General features: G+C 65.7%; 20 protein-coding genes. 14 read left to right on the forward strand and 6 right to left on the reverse strand.

From position 1 onward, the window contains the following. Nucleotides 1-285 precede the first annotated feature (285 nt). Nucleotides 286-546 carry a DUF2171 domain-containing protein gene (locus POM99_RS09935; RefSeq protein WP_277277551.1) on the forward strand — a complete coding sequence of 87 codons (261 nt, stop codon included), beginning with the start codon at nt 286-288 and terminating at the stop codon, nt 544-546. 374 nt (nt 547-920) lie between these two features. Here POM99_RS09935 and POM99_RS09940 read toward each other — a convergent pair whose 3' ends face one another. Beyond that, entirely contained in the window at nt 921-1,310 is a 390-nt protein-coding gene (locus tag POM99_RS09940) for a PepSY-associated TM helix domain-containing protein (protein ID WP_277277302.1), read from the reverse strand. Nucleotides 1,311-1,578: 268 nt separating this feature from the next. Further along, a complete protein-coding gene (locus tag POM99_RS09945) occupies nt 1,579-3,585 on the reverse strand; it encodes a ribonucleoside-diphosphate reductase subunit alpha (RefSeq protein WP_277277304.1) in 2,007 nt (668 codons plus the stop codon). Between the two features lie 526 nt (nt 3,586-4,111). Here POM99_RS09945 and POM99_RS09950 point away from each other — a divergent pair. Next, entirely contained in the window at nt 4,112-4,360 is a 249-nt protein-coding gene (locus tag POM99_RS09950; RefSeq protein WP_277277553.1) for a GlsB/YeaQ/YmgE family stress response membrane protein, read from the forward strand. Between the two features lie 159 nt (nt 4,361-4,519). Here POM99_RS09950 and nadB read toward each other — a convergent pair whose 3' ends face one another. Then, a complete protein-coding gene (gene nadB / locus POM99_RS09955) occupies nt 4,520-6,112 on the reverse strand; it encodes an L-aspartate oxidase (RefSeq protein WP_277277555.1) in 1,593 nt (530 codons plus the stop codon). 239 nt (nt 6,113-6,351) lie between these two features. On the opposite strand from nadB, the gene POM99_RS09960 reads away from it, so the two are divergent. Continuing rightward, the gene (locus tag POM99_RS09960) at nt 6,352-6,498 is read left to right on the forward strand and encodes a hypothetical protein (protein ID WP_277277306.1); all 147 of its coding nucleotides are present in this window, start codon (nt 6,352-6,354) and stop codon (nt 6,496-6,498) included. Between the two features lie 6 nt (nt 6,499-6,504). Here the strand turns inward: POM99_RS09960 and POM99_RS09965 are convergent, their stop codons facing one another. After that, nucleotides 6,505-7,443, reverse strand: coding sequence for an ABC transporter ATP-binding protein (locus POM99_RS09965; protein ID WP_277277307.1), 939 nt, complete (start codon nt 7,441-7,443; stop codon nt 6,505-6,507). A 71-nt stretch (nt 7,444-7,514) separates the two neighbouring features. On the opposite strand from POM99_RS09965, the gene POM99_RS09970 reads away from it, so the two are divergent. The 10 genes from POM99_RS09970 to POM99_RS10015 all read left to right on the forward strand — a co-directional run bounded on the left by POM99_RS09970 (nt 7,515) and on the right by POM99_RS10015 (nt 14,808). Then, nucleotides 7,515-7,757 (forward strand): zinc-finger domain-containing protein, encoded by a 243-nt coding sequence (locus POM99_RS09970; protein ID WP_277277309.1) that lies wholly within the window; start codon nt 7,515-7,517, stop codon nt 7,755-7,757. A gap of 128 nt (nt 7,758-7,885) precedes the next feature. After that, on the forward strand, nt 7,886-9,328 hold the full coding sequence (tldD, locus tag POM99_RS09975; protein WP_277277311.1) for a metalloprotease TldD: 1,443 nt from the start codon (nt 7,886-7,888) through the stop codon (nt 9,326-9,328). Nucleotides 9,329-9,437: 109 nt separating this feature from the next. Continuing rightward, on the forward strand, nt 9,438-9,860 hold the full coding sequence (locus tag POM99_RS09980; RefSeq protein WP_277277313.1) for a hypothetical protein: 423 nt from the start codon (nt 9,438-9,440) through the stop codon (nt 9,858-9,860). A 7-nt stretch (nt 9,861-9,867) separates the two neighbouring features. Next, on the forward strand, nt 9,868-10,422 hold the full coding sequence (locus POM99_RS09985) for a DUF924 family protein (protein WP_277277315.1): 555 nt from the start codon (nt 9,868-9,870) through the stop codon (nt 10,420-10,422). Between the two features lie 32 nt (nt 10,423-10,454). Next, on the forward strand, nt 10,455-11,015 hold the full coding sequence (locus POM99_RS09990; RefSeq protein ID WP_277277317.1) for a GNAT family N-acetyltransferase: 561 nt from the start codon (nt 10,455-10,457) through the stop codon (nt 11,013-11,015). A gap of 7 nt (nt 11,016-11,022) precedes the next feature. Beyond that, complete coding sequence (gene ispG, locus POM99_RS09995) at nt 11,023-12,159, forward strand: flavodoxin-dependent (E)-4-hydroxy-3-methylbut-2-enyl-diphosphate synthase (protein WP_277277319.1); 1,137 nt, start codon at nt 11,023-11,025, stop codon at nt 12,157-12,159. A gap of 75 nt (nt 12,160-12,234) precedes the next feature. Beyond that, a complete protein-coding gene (locus POM99_RS10000; RefSeq protein ID WP_277277321.1) occupies nt 12,235-12,741 on the forward strand; it encodes a retropepsin-like aspartic protease family protein in 507 nt (168 codons plus the stop codon). A 38-nt stretch (nt 12,742-12,779) separates the two neighbouring features. After that, nucleotides 12,780-13,673 carry an EamA family transporter gene (locus POM99_RS10005; protein WP_277277323.1) on the forward strand — a complete coding sequence of 298 codons (894 nt, stop codon included), beginning with the start codon at nt 12,780-12,782 and terminating at the stop codon, nt 13,671-13,673. Continuing rightward, nucleotides 13,670-14,176, forward strand: coding sequence for a GNAT family N-acetyltransferase (locus tag POM99_RS10010; protein ID WP_277277326.1), 507 nt, complete (start codon nt 13,670-13,672; stop codon nt 14,174-14,176). Before POM99_RS10005 ends, POM99_RS10010 begins: the two co-directional genes overlap by 4 nt. 8 nt (nt 14,177-14,184) lie before the next feature. Next, the gene (locus POM99_RS10015) at nt 14,185-14,808 is read left to right on the forward strand and encodes a murein L,D-transpeptidase catalytic domain-containing protein (protein ID WP_277277328.1); all 624 of its coding nucleotides are present in this window, start codon (nt 14,185-14,187) and stop codon (nt 14,806-14,808) included. Nucleotides 14,809-14,853: 45 nt separating this feature from the next. Here the strand turns inward: POM99_RS10015 and POM99_RS10020 are convergent, their stop codons facing one another. Next, a complete protein-coding gene (locus POM99_RS10020) occupies nt 14,854-16,272 on the reverse strand; it encodes a L,D-transpeptidase family protein (protein WP_277277330.1) in 1,419 nt (472 codons plus the stop codon). 166 nt (nt 16,273-16,438) lie between these two features. Between POM99_RS10020 and POM99_RS10025 the strand changes: the two genes are divergently transcribed. Beyond that, on the forward strand, nt 16,439-17,338 hold the full coding sequence (locus tag POM99_RS10025; RefSeq protein ID WP_277277332.1) for a DMT family transporter: 900 nt from the start codon (nt 16,439-16,441) through the stop codon (nt 17,336-17,338). A 4-nt stretch (nt 17,339-17,342) separates the two neighbouring features. Here the strand turns inward: POM99_RS10025 and POM99_RS10030 are convergent, their stop codons facing one another. Beyond that, nucleotides 17,343-17,537 (reverse strand): hypothetical protein, encoded by a 195-nt coding sequence (locus POM99_RS10030; RefSeq protein WP_277277334.1) that lies wholly within the window; start codon nt 17,535-17,537, stop codon nt 17,343-17,345. Between the last annotated feature and the right edge of the window lie 139 nt (nt 17,538-17,676).

Genomic DNA, 17,676 nt, shown 5'->3' on the forward strand with positions numbered 1-17,676 from the left:
TGGGGCAGCGACCCCGGCGCAAGCGACCACAACGCAAGGAGATTCGCCGTGGGCGAATACGAACCCAACGATTCCCGCAATGTCACCGGCACCGGCAATGGCGCGCCGCAGCAGTCCGGCATCCGCAGCCCCGGCGGTGCGGACCAGCAGGAAGGCGGTGCGCGCTGGCAGGGTGATGGCCAGATGAACCAGCAGCAGGGCTCGCAGGGCCAGATGGGCAGCGCCGACGCCAATTCGGGCACCGAAGGGCAGCAGGCCCAGTTCGAAGCCGGCCGGTCCGGCCAGATGGGCGGGGGCGCGCAGACTGGCGTGGCCGCGCAGATCCGCGAGCACATGGCCGTGATCGGCGCCGATGGCGCGCACGTGGGCACAGTGGACCATGTGGACGGCCACCGCATCAAGCTGACCAAGGCGGACAGCGGGATGGGTGCCCATTCGGGCCACCACCACTACATTTCGCTCGGCCTGGTCGCCGGAGTGGAGGGCGACACGGTGCGCCTCTCGGCCAACGGCGATGTCGCCTATGGCATGGAAGAAGAGGAATAAGCCGATCGGGGCGGGCGTTGTGGTCGTGCTGCGACCCCGCCCCGCAGCGAAAGCCCCGTCCCCTTCGGGGCCAGGTCGTGCCACGCGACCGGAAGGCGCCTCCTCGCAAGAGGGGGCGTTTTTCTTTTCCGTTCGGATCGCCTCGCGGCGATGCCCGTCTGGCATCCGCCAGCCGGGCGCTGCACCAGCCCACTCCCCCGGCCCGGGTCTTTTGTTTGGTGCGCCTTCGACATCCGTCGAAGGCTTGCGGCACCAGCCCACTCCCCCGCCCGGCCACCCACGTGAGTATCCTGAATGGGTGGCCGGGCGGGGGAGTGGGCTGGTGCCGCAAAGGGAAGCCCGGAGGGGCTTCCCGCACCCAACAAATAACTTGCCTACTTCCAGAACCAGCCGGGCTTCACGCCGCGATCCTTGCGGTTGCGCCACATCTGGACGTAGAGCCACAGGCCGGAGAAGCTGAAGAAGATCATCGCAAAGCCGCTGAGCGTGCCGATCAGCACGCCGGCCGGGCCGAAGCTTTCGCCCGAGTGCAGGTGATGCAGCAGGCCCACGATCGCACGCGGATCGCCTTCCTTGGGCTTGGGCCGGCAGAAATAGTCCGGCGGACAGACGAAGGCGGGCTTCTGTTCCACCTGCGCGGCCTTCGGCTTGTCGTCGTCGTCTCCCGCCATCAGCGGCACGACCTGGCTGAGCGTGCCGGTTACGGCGATCCACAGCAGGAACACGGAGAAGAACACCGAAAGCCAGCGGTGCCACTTGCGCATAGAACGATCCCTTTCGATATTGCGAATTACTCGCAACTATAAACAGCCTGACTGGCATCGTGCAAGCAGGCTCTCTGTCGCGCATTGTCGCAGCGCAGGGCAATCCGCAAAGTGTCGCGGTTTGTATCGTTGGGTTCCGGACGTATTGCTTCGTGGTTTGCCTAAGGGCGCGGTGGGTGCGGAGATCCCCCACCCCAACCCCTCCCCTGAAGGGGAGGGGCTCGTCGGAGGAGCCCGCGTGCGCCATGGCGATGCCACCCGCCCGCCATCACTGGCAGGCGAGGCATTCCTCGTAGTCGGTCTGGCCGGCGCTGAGTTCGATCTTGGGCGCTTCGGCGGTGTTGTCCGCCTCCACCCCGCCGGCGAACCCGGCGCGCTGGACCGACTTGGAGCGCAGGTAGTACAGGCTCTTGATCCCGCGCTCCCACGCCTGGAAGTGCAGCATCATCAGGTCCCACTTGTCGACGTCGGCGGGGATGTAGAGGTTGAGGCTCTGCGCCTGGTCGATGAAGGGTGTGCGGTCGGCCGCGAATTCCAGCAGCCAGCGCTGGTCGATCTCGAAGCTGGTCTTGTAGACCGCCTTTTCCTCAGGGCTGAGGAAATCGAGGTGCTGGACCGAGCCGCCATGTTCGAGGATCGAGTTCCACACGTTGGTGGAATCCTTGCTCTTTTCCGCCAGCAGCTTCTTCAGGTAGGGGTTTTCGACCACGAACGAACCCGACAGCGTCTTGTGCGTGTAGATGTTCGCCGGGATCGGTTCGATGCAGGCGCTGGTGCCGCCGCAGATGATGCTGATCGACGCGGTGGGCGCGATCGCCATCTTGCAGCTGAAGCGCTGCATCACGCCCATGTCCGCGGCATCGGGGCAGGGCCCGCGTTCCTGCGCGAGCAGCAGCGAAGCCTCGTCCGCCTTGGCGGCGATGTGCTTGAACATCTTGAGGTTCCACGCCTTGGCCATCGCGGATTCAAAGGCGATGCCCTTCATCTGCAGGAACGAGTGGAAGCCCATCACGCCCATGCCGACGCTGCGTTCGCGCATGGCGGAATACTTGGCGCGGGCCATCTCGGACGGCGCGCGATCGATGTAGTCCTGCAGCACGTTGTCAAGGAAGCGCAGCACGTCCTCGATGAAGCGCTTGTCGCCGTTCCATTCGTCCCAGGTCTCGAGATTGAGCGAGGACAGGCAGCACACCGCGGTGCGATCGTTGCCGAGGTGGTCACGCCCGGTGGGCAGCGTGATTTCCGAACAGAGGTTGGAGGTGGAGACCTTCAGCCCCAGGTCGCGGTGATGCTTGGGCATCATGCGGTTCACCGTGTCATTGAACACGATGTAGGGCTCGCCGGTGGCGAGGCGGGTTTCCACCAGCTTCTGGAACAGGCTGCGCGCATCGACCTTGCCGCGCACCGAGCCGTCCTTGGGGCTGCGCAGCGCAAACTCGGCGCCATCGCGCACCGCTTCCATGAACTCGTCGGTCAGCAGCACGCCGTGGTGGAGGTTCAGCGCCTTGCGGTTGAAGTCGCCCGAAGGCTTGCGGATCTCGAGGAACTCCTCGATCTCGGGGTGCGAGATGTCGAGGTAGCAGGCGGCCGAGCCGCGGCGCAGCGAACCCTGCGAGATCGCGAGGGTGAGGCTGTCCATCACCCGGACGAAGGGGATGATGCCGCTGGTCTTGCCGTTGAGGCCGACGCTTTCGCCAATGCCGCGGACCTGGCCCCAATAGGTGCCGATGCCGCCGCCGCGGCTGGCCAGCCACACGTTCTCGTTCCAGGTTGCGACGATGCCTTCAAGGCTGTCATCCACCGAGTTCAGGTAGCACGAGATCGGCAGGCCGCGCCCGGTGCCGCCGTTGGACAGCACGGGGGTGGCGGGCATGAACCACAGCTTGGAGATGTAGTCGTACAGGCGCTGGGCGTGCTCCTGATCGTCGGCATAGGCATCGGCCACGCGGGCGAACAGGTCCTGGTACTTTTCGCCGGGAAGCAGGTAGCGATCGTCGAGCGTGTCCTTGCCGAAATCGGTCAGGCGGGCATCGCGCGAGGCATCGGTGACGATGCTGAAGCGGCGGGCGTTGATCTTCTTGGAATCGTCCTTGGGCGCGGCCTCAACCGCTGCCGCCATGGCGGCCACCAGCGCTTCGCTACCCTTGTCTTCCGCACTCATCTCGACTGCCTTCTTTGCTTCCGGCGAGACGACATCGCCGCCCAGCAGGCCCAGCTCGTCCTGCACCGACACGTCACCGTTGCTCACGTCGCCATCCCCGGTCCTGAAATCCACGCCACAGCCCCCGAAACTCGTGGCCGGCCCCGAAAGGTCCAGCCGTTGCCAACACGGCCGGAGGCAGGCCCCCGGCAATTCAATCGAGAATCGGTGCGACCCGATCCATACCAGATGCAGAACGAATGGGGAACGACTTCCCACCCCTGCGCCTGCACCCGCGCAATTCCGCCAAGGACAGGGGACCCCGTCACGAAAGCACCCGCTTTCGCGCTGACGCGGTTCCGCACCGTCCCCTTTGAAAACTAGGTTTAGAGGTCCCCCCTGAACCCGACCACAACCCATAGTGCCTGATCGCGATTCCAACACAAGGGGGGAAAGGGGGCATCACCGATTCGCTTCGTCGCACGTGCGATTCGTTTCACCGCAGTGACAGTCATTGTGCAGTGCAGCGACGCGTGGACGCAGCCGCTGTTCAAGGGGCAAATGACGCCAGTCGGATTTTTTTTGGGGTCGGTCAGCAAATTGTGGACAAGAACCGGTCAACCGCCCCCATATCGCGTGTCCACAGGAATAGGGCTTGTCCGTGCTGAACCTGATCTCGATCCTTCTTTCCGGCCTGCTGGTGGGGCTGGTCGCGCAGTTCCTCTATCCGGGGCCAGTCGACATGGGCCTGGGCCGCACCATCCTGCTCGGCATCGGTGGCTCGCTGGTGGCGGGGCTTGCCGCGAGCTGGCGCGACGGACGGCCATGGAGCGAAGGCTTCAGCCGCGCGGGCTGCATCGGATCGGTGCTGGGCGCGATGGTGCTGATCTTCCTGGGGCGGCATTTTTGATTTGTGCGCCCCTGACATCCGTCAGGTGCTTGCGGCACCGGCCCACTCCCCCGCCCGGCCACCCATTCAGGGTACACTTCGGTGGGTGGCCGGGCGGGGGAGTGGGCCGGTGCCGCAAGGGAAACCCGGATAGGTTTCCCGCACTCAACTCATACTCCCTCAGCGATCGGGTACGAGGATCGTGTCACGCGCGGCGGGCTGGGTTTCGGGATAGTCCTGGTTGAAGTGCAGGCCGCGGCTTTCGCGGCGGGCGCGGGCGCTCTTGATGATCAGGCTTGCGGTGTCCACCAGGTTGCGCAGCTCGATCAGGTCGGCGCTGACGCGGAAGTGCTGGTAGTATTCCGCCACTTCGTTGCGCAGCAGCTTGATGCGGTGGGCGGCGCGCTCCAGCCGCTTGTTGGTGCGCACGATGCCGACATAGTTCCACATGAAGCGGCGCAGCTCGGTCCAGTTCTGCTTGATCACCACTTCCTCGTCGGAATCGGTGACGCGGCTTTCATCCCACGCGCGCAGCTTGGGCGGGGCCTCGAACTGGTCCCAGCGGGCAAGGATGTCGCGCGCGGCGGCATCGCCGAAGACGAAGCATTCGAGCAGCGAGTTGCTGGCCAGGCGATTGGCCCCGTGCAGCCCGCTTTCCGAGCACTCGCCCACAGCATAGAGGCCCGGCAGATCGGTGCGGCCGTTGAGATCGATCAACACGCCGCCGCAGGTATAATGCTGCGCAGGCACAACCGGGATCGGCTCCTTCGTCATGTCGATGCCCAGCCCCAGAAGCCGTTCATAGATGTTGGGGAAGTGGCCGCGGACGAACTCCGGGTCCTTGTGGCTGATATCGAGATGGACGTAGTCGAGGCCCAGTCGCTTGATCTCGTGGTCGATGGCGCGGGCGACGATGTCACGCGGGGCCAGTTCCTCGCGCGGGTCGAAGCGGGGCATGAAGCGCTCCCCACCGCCGGGCACGCCGGGCGGCAGCTTCAGATGCCCGCCTTCGCCGCGCACTGCCTCGGTAATCAGGAAGTTCTTGACCTCAAGATTGTAGAGGCAGGTGGGGTGGAACTGCATGAATTCCATGTTGGAGACGCGCGCGCCAGCCCGCCACGCCATCGCAATGCCATCGCCGGTCGCGCCGCGTGGAGCGGTGCTGAACAGGTATGTGCGGCCTGCGCCGCCAGTGGCGAGGATGGTGGCGCGCGCAGAGAAGCAGCCGACCCGCCCGGTCGACTGGTCCAATGCATAGACGCCCCACACGCGATTGCCGGGCTTGCCGTCTCCGCGATGGCGATCGGTTACGAGATCGACCACGACCATGTCGGGCTTCAGCGTGATGTTGGGGTGGGCCTTGGCCGCGGCGATCAGCGCCTTCTGCACGGCAAAGCCCGTGGCGTCGTCAACATGAACGATACGGCGGTGCGAATGGCCGCCTTCGCGGGTCAGGTGCAGCGCACCCGCCTCTGCGTTGAAGGGCACACCTATTTCGGCAAGCCGGCGGATCGCCTCGGGCGCGTGCTCGACCACGAATTCCACCGTCTCGCGCCGGTTGAGGCCGCCACCCGCGATCATCGTGTCGCGGATGTGGTCTTCGAAGGTGTCACCTTCGTCCAGCACGGCGGCGATGCCGCCCTGTGCCCAGGCGGTGGACCCCCCATCGAGCGCGCCCTTGGCCAGGACCAGCACCTTGCACCGTTCCGCCAGCACCAACGCGGCAGTCAGCCCGGCGGCGCCGGACCCGATGATGAGAACGTCGTGCTGGATCACAGTTCAGGCTCCGCTGGCGCCAGCGCGGGAAACGGCAGGCGCAATCTTGGAGGCTGCTTTGCCCGCCATGCACCGATTTGAAAAGCACCGATGCCTTTGTGGGCGGTGCAGCATGGCGCGATGTCCGAAAATTAGCACCTGGCTGACTTTTCATTCGCAAATGCAGCACAAACTACGTATTGCTACTTAGTCCATTTTGGAGTCGGGGGCCAATGTTCGCCAAGCTCGCGTGCCTGTTGAACCGTCATCGCCCGGTGCGCACCGAGATCCGCTGGAACGGCGCACACTATGTCGCATCGTGCCAGAACTGTGGCCAGCCGCTGCGCCGGGTGGGCAAGGGGCGGTGGCGCGAGGCTCCGCCCGACGAGTCCGCTCCGGCGTAAGGCGGTTCAGGCGGCGCGGCTGGTCAGCGTAACGAACACATCTTCCAGATCGGCTTCGCGCGTGGACACGTCGACAATGCCGTAACCTTGGCCCTGCACCAGTGCGAGCACTTCGCCCGCGTTCATGCGGTCCTTGTCATAGCCGATCTCGACGGTGCGCTCGCCGGTCACGGCGCTCTTCATGAACTTCTCGTGCGCAGGTGCTGCCTCCACCGCCCGGTCGAGCGTGAGTACCACGATCTTCTCGCGCGCCATCTCCACCAGCTCGCGCGTCGGCTTGTCGGTGATCAGCTTGCCATGGTTGATGATGGCGATGCGGTCGCACAGCTGCTCCGCCTCTTCCAGGTAATGCGTGGTGAGCACCACGGTGACGCCCTGGCTGTTCAATTCCCCTACCAGTTCCCACAGCTGCCGCCGCAATTCCACGTCCACGCCGGCAGTCGGCTCGTCGAGCACAAGGATCGGCGGGGAATGGACCATGGCCTTGGCGATCAGCAGGCGGCGCTTCATCCCGCCGGACAGCGAACGGGCATAGGCATTGGCCTTGTCTGCCAGATGCACCGCGCGCAGCAGTTCCATCGACCGGCGCATTGCCTTGGGCACGCCATAAAGCCCGGCCTGGATCTCCAGCACCTCGATCGGGGTGAAGAAGGGATCGAACACGATCTCCTGCGGCACGATGCCGATGCAGGCCTTGGCGTTGCGCTGCGCATGGTCGATATTGTGGCCCCAGATTTCCACGGTGCCGCTGGACTTCATCACCAGCCCGGCAAGCGTGTTGATCAAGGTGGACTTGCCTGCGCCATTCGGGCCCAGCAGGCCGAAGATCTGCCCCTGCGGCACATCGAAGCTGACGCCGGAGAGCGCGAGCTTGCCTTCGCCCTGCCCCGCGGGGGCATAGCGCTTGACGAGGTCACGGATGCGGATTGCGGGGGTCTCTTCCATGCCGCGCTGCCTGCCCGATAAGGTCTCAAAACGCAATTGTCTGTGCTCCTTCCATTTGCTAGCGGCGGCGCATGATCCAGCCGCCCGAAACCGTGCTTGTCGATTCCACCCGCGTGATGTGCGATGGCGCATCCGGCATTCGCGGCACCGCCGCGGTAAAGCCCGCCGCGCTGGGTCACCCGCGCGTGTGGCTGGAGATCGACGAAACCGGCTTTGCCGAATGCGGATACTGCGACCGCCGCTTCGTGCTGAAGGGTGGCCCTGCTGCGCCCGGCCTGCACGAGGTGAGCGCCGGGGATATCAACCCGGAGTGAGTTCGTCCAAGAGGGCGTGACCGGGAGTTGGTCGGTGCTGCCGGCCCTTGGCGGATGCCAAAGGCGCTCTATGAAAAGACTCGGCTGGGATATGGCGCGGCACGCTGGTGCGCCCTATATCCCTCGGGATGATCGAAACGACCGACACCCGCTCGCTGCTCTACCGCTCCGGCCTGCTAACGCCCGATGACGCCCAGCGCCTTACCGCGCAGGCGCTTTCCGCCTGCGACGATGGCGAGCTTTACCTGCAGTTCATCGCCAGCGAGAGCTTCGGCTTCGATGACGGGCGGCTGAAGACGGCAGACTATTCGCGCGATGCCGGGTTCGGCCTGCGCGGTGTTTCTGGCGAGATGACCGGGTTCGCCCATGCCAACGAGATTTCGGCTGCGGCGATCGCCCGCGCCGGGGAAACGCTGCGCCTGCTCGATCCGGCGAAGGGCCAGCCCGTGCCGCCGCCGCGCAGGAACAATCGCCACCTCTACACCGACGCCTCGCCGCTCGACGCCGTGCCGTTCGAGGCAAAGGTGCGGCTGCTGGAGCAGATCGACGCCGCAGCCCGCGCCCGCGATCCGCGCGTGGCGCAGGTTTCCGCCTCGCTTTCGGCCAGCTGGTCGGTGGTGGAGATCGTCCGCGCCGATGGCTTCGTGGCGCATGACGTGCGCCCGCTGGTGCGGCTGAACGTGTCCATCGTGGCCGAACAGAACGGGCGGCGCGAGACTGGCAGCTTCGGCATCGGCGGGCGGCGGCTTTATGACGACCTGTTCGCGCCCGAGACCTGGAACCGGGCCATCGACACGGCGCTGTCACAGGCGCTGACCAACCTTGAATCGGTGGCGGCGCCGGCCGGCGAGATGACCGTTCTGCTTGGCCCCGGCTGGCCCGGTGTGCTGCTGCACGAAGCGGTGGGGCATGGCCTGGAAGGCGATTTCAACCGCAAGGGCACCAGCGCCTTTTCCGGCCGCATTGGCCAGCGCGTGGCCGCGCCCGGGGTGACGGTGATCGACGACGGATCTCTGCCCAGCATGCTCGGCGGCGGGCGGCGGGGATCGCTCTCCATCGATGACGAGGGTACGCCGACGCAGGAGAATATCCTGATCGAGGACGGCATCCTGAAAGGCTATATCCAGGACCGGCTGAACGCGCGGCTGATGGGCGTGGAGCCCACCGGCAACGGGCGCCGGGAGAACTACGCCCATGCGCCGATGCCGCGCATGACCAACACCTTCATGCGCAGCGGCAACGACGATCCGGCCGAGCTGCTCTCGCGGATGAAGGACGGCATCTATGCCAAGTCCTTCGGTGGCGGGCAGGTGGACATCACCAGCGGCAAGTTCGTGTTCACCTGTACCGAGGCCTATCGCGTGGAAAACGGCAAGCTGGGCGCGCCGATCAAGGGCGCTACGCTGATCGGCGACGGGCCGACGGTGCTGACGCGCGTGACCGGCATCGGCAACGATCTTGAACTGGACGAAGGCGTGGGGGTGTGCGGCAAGGGTGGGCAGAGCGTGCCCGCCGGCGTGGGCCAGCCGACGCTGCTGGTGGAAGGTCTGACCGTGGGCGGCACCGCCTGAGGCGCGCGGGCGAAGGTTTTGCCACGCCTGCGCGTTTGACCTTCAGCGATGGTTCAGCCGGCAACGGCTATCGATCGCAGATCGAATTGTTGGGAAAGGCAGGCAAGACATGGCTAGAATGACCTTCATCGCCGCCGCAGCGCTCGCAACCGGTGCGCTGGCGCTAGGCGCTCCCGCACTCGCGAAGCCGCGGCTGACCGGCGAGCAGCAACTCGCCAAGCTTCTCGAAGGCCGCGTGGCGGGCGAGCCGGTCAATTGCATCAATACCGTGATGAACCGCGATTCACGCGTGATCGACAAGACTGCGATCGTCTATGGCAGCGGGCGCACGGTCTACGTGCAGCGGCCGCGTTCGGGCGCAGAATCGCTGGATGACAATGACGTGCTCGTAACCCGGCTGTCCATGCCACAACTGTGCAGCGTTGATGTGATCCAGCTGCATGACCGGACCACCGGGTTCTGGCGCGGGTTCGTTGGGCTGGGTGACTTCGTGCCCTATACGCGCCCCGTGAAGACCGCATCGGCCAACTGAGCTGCGCATGACGGCGGCGCGGGCCGGATGGCCGCAGCAACTGCTGCACTTCTGGTTCCGCCGCCTTGGTCCGGCGCAGCGTTTTGCCCGCGACGATGCGGTTGATGCCGAGATTGTGCGCCGGTTCGGGCTGGTGCTGCGTGCTTTGGCCAGGCAGCCCGCTCGCCGGTTCCTGAAAGACCCCGATGTTGCTCGTGCCGCCGTCCTGCTGTTCGACCAGGTGCCGCGCAATGCGTTCCGCAATTCACCGTGCGCCTTTGCATTCGATCCGAAGGCTGCAGCCATCACCCGGGCGGCCATCCGCAAGGGCTGGCTGGGCGGGCTCGATACGGAGCAGCGCCAGTTCCTGTTGATGCCGCTGATGCATTCCGAACGGATTGCCGACCAGCGCGAAAGCATGCGGCGCTTCACTGCGCTCGGCTCGCCCTACATTCGATCGTTCGCGCTGGCGCACTATCGCATGGTCGCGCGTTTCGGTCGCTTTCCCCATCGCAATGCCGTGCTCGGACGGCGCAGCACTCCGGCGGAAGTGCGCGCGATCGCGGCCGGAAACCACTGGTAGAAAACCGGCCGCGCGCGGGATATGGCACGGAGATGACCACGCTCCGCCTTGCGACCGCAGAGGACGCCGCACCGCTAGCCGACCTTGCCCGCCGCGCGCTGTCGGCAAAGTTCGAGCATCTCTATCGGCCCGAGGACTTCGGCCTGTTCCTCGCAGAAAATCACAGCGACGAAGAGACCGCGCGCCAGATCGGCGATCCGGGCATGCGCATCGCGGTGATCGAAAGCGCGGATGGCACGCTGCTGGCCTTCTGCAAGCTCGTGCTGGAAAGTACGCTGCCTGCCGGGCACAGCGATGCAAGGCGGCCGCTGGAGCTCAAGCAGCTTTATACTGACCCCGCGCGGATCGGCGGCGGGCTGGGCGCTCGACTGATGGATTGGGCGCTGGCGCAGGCGATGGATCATGGCGCGGACGAGATCCAGCTGTCGGTTTACAGCGAGAACCCGGAGGCGCAGCGGTTCTATGATCGCCACGGCTTCACCAAGATCGCCGACATCGAATTCTGGGTGGGCAACCACTGCGATCCCGAATTTCTCTTTGCCCGCAAGATGACACCTGCAGACGGTGGCCTTGCCGCCACGGCGCAGGTATAAGGCCGCCATGTCCTCTATCCGTCCATGGCGCCACATCGCGCGCCGCAAGAGCCGCCAGATCATGGTAGGATCCGTTCCGGTTGGCGGAGATGCGCCGATCACGGTGCAAACCATGACCAATACGCTCACCAGCGACGCGGTCGCCACGATCGACCAGATTCGCCGATGCGAGGATGCGGGCGCGGACCTGATCCGCGTGTCCTGCCCGGATGAGGCCAGCACGGCGGCGTTCGGCAAGATCGTGAAGGCGGCGCGGGTGCCGCTGATCGCGGACATCCATTTCCACTACAAGCGCGCGCTGGAAGCGGCGGACGCGGGTGCGGCGTGCCTGCGTATCAACCCCGGCAACATCGGATCGAGCGACCGCGTGGCCGAAGTGGTGCGCGCCGCAAAGGCGAATGGCTGCGCCATCCGCATCGGCGTGAATGCCGGCAGCCTGGAAAAGGACCTGCTCGAAAAGTACGGCGAACCCTGCCCCGAGGCGTTGGTCGAAAGCGCGCTTGATCACATCAAGCTGCTGCAGGATCACGATTTCCATGAATACAAGGTGGCGGTGAAGGCCAGCGACGTGTTCCTGGCGGTGGCGGCGTACATGGGGCTCGCCGAAGCTGTCGATTGCCCGCTGCACCTGGGCATCACCGAGGCGGGCGGCCTGATCGGAGGCACGGTGAAGTCCTCGATCGGCATCGGCAATCTGCTGTGGGCCGGCATCGGCGACACCCTGCGCGTCTCGCTTTCGGCCGAGCCGGAAGAGGAAGTGCGCGTCGGCTTCGAAATCCTGAAGAGCCTGGGCCTGCGCACCCGCGGCGTGCGCGTGGTTTCCTGCCCCAGCTGCGCGCGGCAGGGCTTCGACGTGATCCGCACGGTGGAGGCGCTGGAAAGCCGCCTGTCGCACATCAAGACGCCGCTCTCGCTCTCGGTGCTGGGCTGCGTGGTCAACGGCCCGGGCGAGGCGCGCGAGACCGACATCGGCCTGACCGGCGGCGGCAATGGCAAGCACATGGTCTACCTTTCTGGCGTGACCGACCACACCGTCCAGTCTGCCGAGATGCTCGATCACATCGTGGCGCTGGTGGAAGCCAAGGCGGCGGAGATCGAGGGGCAGACGACCGACGCGGGGCAGGCGACCGAACCCGCTGAGTAATCATGGCATCTGATCGGTCAGGCTCGCCGGGCGTGCGTTAGCCTTTCCGCCATGGTTCGGGATTAAGCTGGCGATGTGAACCGCCTGATTCTCTCGTCCGCGCTGATCGTCGGGATCGTTGTGCTGATCGCTCCCAGGCTGGGCGAGGGCGATGCGCCTGCCGATAGCGCGAGCGATGCCGCGATGGTGGTGGATGAGGCGGCGCCGGTTCCCGCCGGCGGGCAGGCCGCAATCGAGCGCGATGGCTCGGGCCAGTTCCATGTCGAAGGCGATGTGGATGGCACGCAGGTGCGCTTCCTCGTGGATACGGGAGCGGATGTGGTGGCCCTTTCCGAAGGCGATGCGCAGAGAATGGGCATCGTGCCCGATCCCGGCAGCTTCCGCCCGATGGTGCGCACTGCATCGGGTACCGGCTATGGCGCACCGATCCGGCTGGACCGGCTGGTGGTGGCAGACCAGGAACTCTCCGATGTTGACGCCATCGTGGTGCGCGGGTTGCCGGTCAGCCTGCTCGGGCAATCGGCGCTGCGGCGGCTGGGACCGGTCACGCTGGAGGGCGACCGCCTTCTTATAGGCGGCTGAGGCTCGACAAGCTTCTGTAATTCCGCGATGCGGTCATCGTGCCGCAACGCCATCACCTTCCGCTTTCGCACCTGCTGCTCGCCCTTGCCATCATGGTGGTATGGGGGACCAACTTCGTGGTGATCAAGGTGGCGCTGGGCCACCTCCCGCCGTTGACTCTGGCGTTGCTGCGGTTCGTGCTGGTGTTCTTTCCGATGGCGCTGTTCGTCCCACGACCGCAGCTGCCGTGGCGCAATCTGGCCGCCTACGGGGTGCTGATCGGTGCGGGCCAGTTCGGCATACTGTTCACGGCGATGCGCAGCGATATCACGCCCGGCCTTGCCAGCCTGGTGGTGCAGACGCAGGCCTTCTTCACAATTGGCCTCGCCATGCGGTTCAGCGGAGAACGTGTCGCGGCCTATCAGGTTGTGGCGCTGCTGCTTGCCACGGCGGGGCTCGCCACCATCGTGCTGCACACCGATGGTAGCGCCACGCCTCTCGGCATCGGGCTGGTGCTCGTCGCCGCGCTCAGCTGGTCCGGGGGCAACATGGTTTCGCGCGCGGCCGGACCGGTGAACATGCTGGGTTATGTCGTGTGGTCGGCACTCTTCGCGGTGCCGCCCCTGCTGGCCTTTGCGCTGGCGCTGGAAGGTCCGGCGCGCATGTGGGCCGGCATCAGTGCCGCCAACGGCTGGACCTGGGGCGCAGTGGCTTGGCAATCGGTGGGCAACACCATGTTCGGTTATGCTGCGTGGGGCTGGCTGCTTTCGCGCCATCCCGCAGCGCAGGTCGCGCCGCTGGCGCTGCTGGTGCCGGTGTTCGGCCTGGGCGCGTCCGCCCTGCTGCTGGGTGAACCGTTGCAGTGGTGGAAGATCACGGCGTTTGCGCTGGTCATGGCCGGGCTGGCGCTGGGCACGTTCTGGCCGCGTCTATCTGGAAAGTGGAAAGCATGACCGTTTCGATCCGCACCGCCACGCGCGAAGACCTGCCGCTGATTGCCGAACTGATCCGCGCGTTGGCGGAGTATGAGAAGCTGGCGCACGAGGTGCGCTTCAGCGAGGATGTGCTGGGGCAGAAGCTGTTCGGAACGCGCCCCTATGCCGAGGTGATCATTGGCGAGGTCCATGGCGTGGCGCAGGGTTTCGCCTTGTTCTTCCACAATTTCTCCACCTTCGAAGGCAAGCCGGGGATTTACCTGGAAGACCTGTTCGTGAAGCCGGAAGCGCGCGGTGCGGGGCTGGGCAAGGCGCTGCTGGCGCGGCTCGCTGCGCTGGCGGTGGAGCGGGACTGCGCGCGGCTGGAATGGTCGGTGCTCGATTGGAACGAACCCGCGATCGGCTTCTACAAGTCGCTCGGCGCGCGGATTATGGACGAATGGACCGTGATGCGGGTGGATGGCGCGGCGCTGGAACAGTTGGGCGCAGAGGCTGGAAAAACCGCGCAAAACGTGGCATAACGTCACGTATGGCGGGTTCGGTGGACAGGCGTGGAATATTGAAGGGCGTGGCGGCAGGAGTCGCTGCGGCGGCAGTGCCCGTGCGGGTTTTCGCCCAGCCTTTCTCGATCACCGAACAGCACCGCCGCATCCTTGCCGTCGCGGCAGAGCAGGTGCAGCGGGTGCAGAACGTGCTGTGGCGCACCGATATCGTCGGCGTGGCGGACTTTGCGCTGCCTTCGTCGTTGCCCCGGCTGCACTTCGCCAACCTGGAACGGGGCGAGGTGCGTTCGTTCCTTGTCGCCCATGGCAAGGGGTCTGACCCGGAGCATGACGGCTTTCTCAAGCTGTTTTCCAACGAGATCAACAGCTTGGCCACTTCGCGCGGGGCCTTCATCACCTATGAATGGTATCGCGGAAAGTACGGCACCTCGATCCGCCTTGGCGGCATCGACCCTGACAACAACCATGCGCTCGATCGCGCCATCGTGATGCACCCGGCGTGGTACGCCAACCCGGTGATGCTTGAAAAATGGGGCAAGCTCGGCCGCAGCGACGGCTGCTTCGCCATGGCGGAGGCGGACTTCAACGAGGCGCTGTGGCATCTATCCGGCGGGCGCCTGTTGTACGCGGACCGGCTGGCGATCTATTGATCAGGCGGCAGCGCGCGCCCCTGGCAAATGCCAAGGGCGCACAAATCAAAGCGGGTTATCCAGCTTGATGATCGCTTCGTTGCTCTTGCGCTGGCTGGTGTGCAGTTCACGCGGCTTGGCGAAGCTGGCGATCACCGGGGCGTCGCGATTGTAGATGTCGCCGAAGCTGCGCATCAGGCCGTTCACGTCGCGCGCAACGGTGAAATAGGTGATGTAGACCGCCCAGGGCTTGGTCATCGGCACCTTGGTGTACTTGCCCGACAGGTTGTATTCCACTGCCGTGTCGGGCGGCAGGTCCGCACCGAGGATCGCCATGGTCATCGCCAGTTCCGTCGCGCGTTCGGCGCGGATGCAGCCGTGGCTCAGCGCGCGTGCGGGCAGGGCGAAGAGGTTCCGGTTGGGCGTGTCGTGGATGTAGATGGCATGCTCGTTCGGCATGTCGAGCTTGACGCGGCCAAGCGAATTGTTCTCGCCCGGCTGCTGCACCACGGTGATCGTGCCATCGGCGTTTTTCGTCGCGACATAGCCCTCGCGCTTGGCCCTGGCCGGGCTGGCGAGCAGGCGCGCGCCGAGCCCTTCGCCCACCACGATCGACTGCGGCACCGTCCAGGTGGGATTGAACACCACGTTCTTGACCTGCTCGGCCAGCTGGGGCGTGGCGGTCTTGCCCGGCTTGCCCACGATCGCGCGATAGGTGCGGATGATCTTGTTGTTCACCGTCAGGCGCAGTTCCTGTTCGGGCACGTTGATCATCAGGTACTGCAGGCCAAGGTCACGACCCAGCCAGCGCCAGCGATCCATGTTGGCGCGGATCATGCCGATCTGCTTGGGGTCCTTGGTCTTGGTCAGCATGTCCTTCAGCTGCGCATAGTCGGGATGCGTGGGCTTCAGGCTTTCCAGCACGCCGGCCACGTCGTGCGTCTCGGTCGCCTGCGCCAGCAGCGCGGCGTCGGGATGGATGTCCTGATCGGGATCGACCGCAAACCACTGCACGCGCGCGGTCATCGGCGTTCGCCCGTCGCGGATGTCCTGCGCCAGCCACACGAACAGGCGGCTGGCGAGCTGGTCCAGTTCATCGCCTTCGCCCTTCGCGATCGCGGCGGTCAGCGCGGCGGGTTCGTAGTCACGCGCGAACAGGCCGTCGGCGCCGATCCCCCTGATTGCGGCGAGCAACGCCTTGGCATCGGCCAGGGTCCAGTGTGCCAGCGGTGGTGGCGGCGGGGGCAGGTCGGCCAGTGATGTGGGCGTTTCGGGGGCTTCTGTCGGCACTGCGGCGGCGGGTGCAGCCTTGGCGGCGGCCGTGGCGGGCGCAGGCGCGGGCTTTGCAGGTGCCGCCTGCGCTGTCAGGTCAACCGGCCCCTGCCGCTGCGCCGCGCGGGCGCCTGCCTGCCCACCGGCCAGCACGGCGGCAAGCGCCACGGCGGCCACGGTTCCGTGGAAGGCGATGCGGCAGGTACGGTGCATGCTGTCTGGTTCCCTGTTGGATAGGGGCGGGACTCCGCCGGCCGTGCATCGGCCCTTGGGCGAATCCTAACCCCAAGCCGGATCGTCAATCAAGCCGCGCGGCTGACTGCAGGCTGAATCGCCCACCCGTTTTGCGCGGGGCGTGCAAGGCCGCTAAGGCAACACGATGAAGCGCCACGCCACATTCCTTCCCGTCTTTGTCGCCCTGTTCGGCCTTGGCTGCTTCAGCGTCATGGATGGCGTGATGAAGGCGGCCTCTCTGTCGGTCGGTCCCTATGGAGCGCTGTTCTGGCGCAACATGCTGGGCAGCCTGTTCATGCTGCCGGTGTATTTGCGGGCGCGGCGGCGCGCTGATGCCCGTGGGCTGCCAGGACGTGATGCGATGAAGCTGCACTGGCTGCGCTCCAGCGTGGCGGGCACGATGGCGGTGCTGTTCTTCTATGGCGTGGTGCGCACGCCCTTGGCGGAATCCATTGCGCTGACGTTCATCGCCCCGCTCATTGCGCTTTATCTGGCGGCCGTGACGCTGGGTGAGAAAGTGGGATCGCGCGCGGTGGCCGGATCGGTGCTGGCTCTGGGCGGCGTCGTGGTGATCGCCGCCGGCAAGTTCGGCGGGCGGTATGATGCCGAGGCGGTCAAGGGCCTTGTCGCGCTGCTCGTCTCAGCGGTGCTCTATGCCTGGAATCTGGTGCTGCAGCGGCGCCAGGCGCAGGTGGCGGGGCCAGAGGAGATCGCGTTTTTTCAGACGTTCCTGATCTTTCTGCTGCTTGGCATTGGCGCATGGTGGCTGGCCCCGTTGCCAGCGCCGGTTACATGGATCGAACTGGCGATATCCGCGCTGCTCTCGGTCGGGTCGCTGATGCTGCTGGGCTGGGCCTATGCCCGGGCAGAGGCGCAGGTGCTGGTGCCGCTGGAATATACCGCGTTCATATGGGCCGCACTGGTCGGCTGGATCGGCTTTGGCGAGGCGCTGACGCTGCGTACGCTCGGGGGCGTGGTGCTCATCGTTGCAGGCTGCCTGATCGCGTTGCAGCGCAGCGCCCCGTCGGAGATGGAAATGGTCTGACCGCTCAGCCGATCAGGCGCTCGAGTCCGGCCCAGCCCGCAGCAGCCATCACCGCCAGTGATAGCGCGGCAAATATCCATGCGCCGGTGCGGTCCGTCGCCGGGGCATGCGGCGGCGTCTGAATGGTGCGGAACGGCGTGTCATAGGGGTGGTGGCGCCGGCTGCGGGCGCTGCGGGAAAATGAAGTACGGACGGCCATCGGCAGGTCCTTTCGCGGTGTCCTTCTCCCGACTGCGGACTGGCGGTGCAGCCCCCACCGGGCATGCAGAAATAAGTCAGAACGATGACAATTCCCTGTAAATACGCACACTGTCATCGATCTGTCATATGGGGTCGTT

The sequence above is a fragment of the Novosphingobium cyanobacteriorum genome, from assembly GCF_029436685.1.
Taxonomy (GTDB): Bacteria; Pseudomonadota; Alphaproteobacteria; order Sphingomonadales; family Sphingomonadaceae; genus Novosphingobium; species Novosphingobium cyanobacteriorum.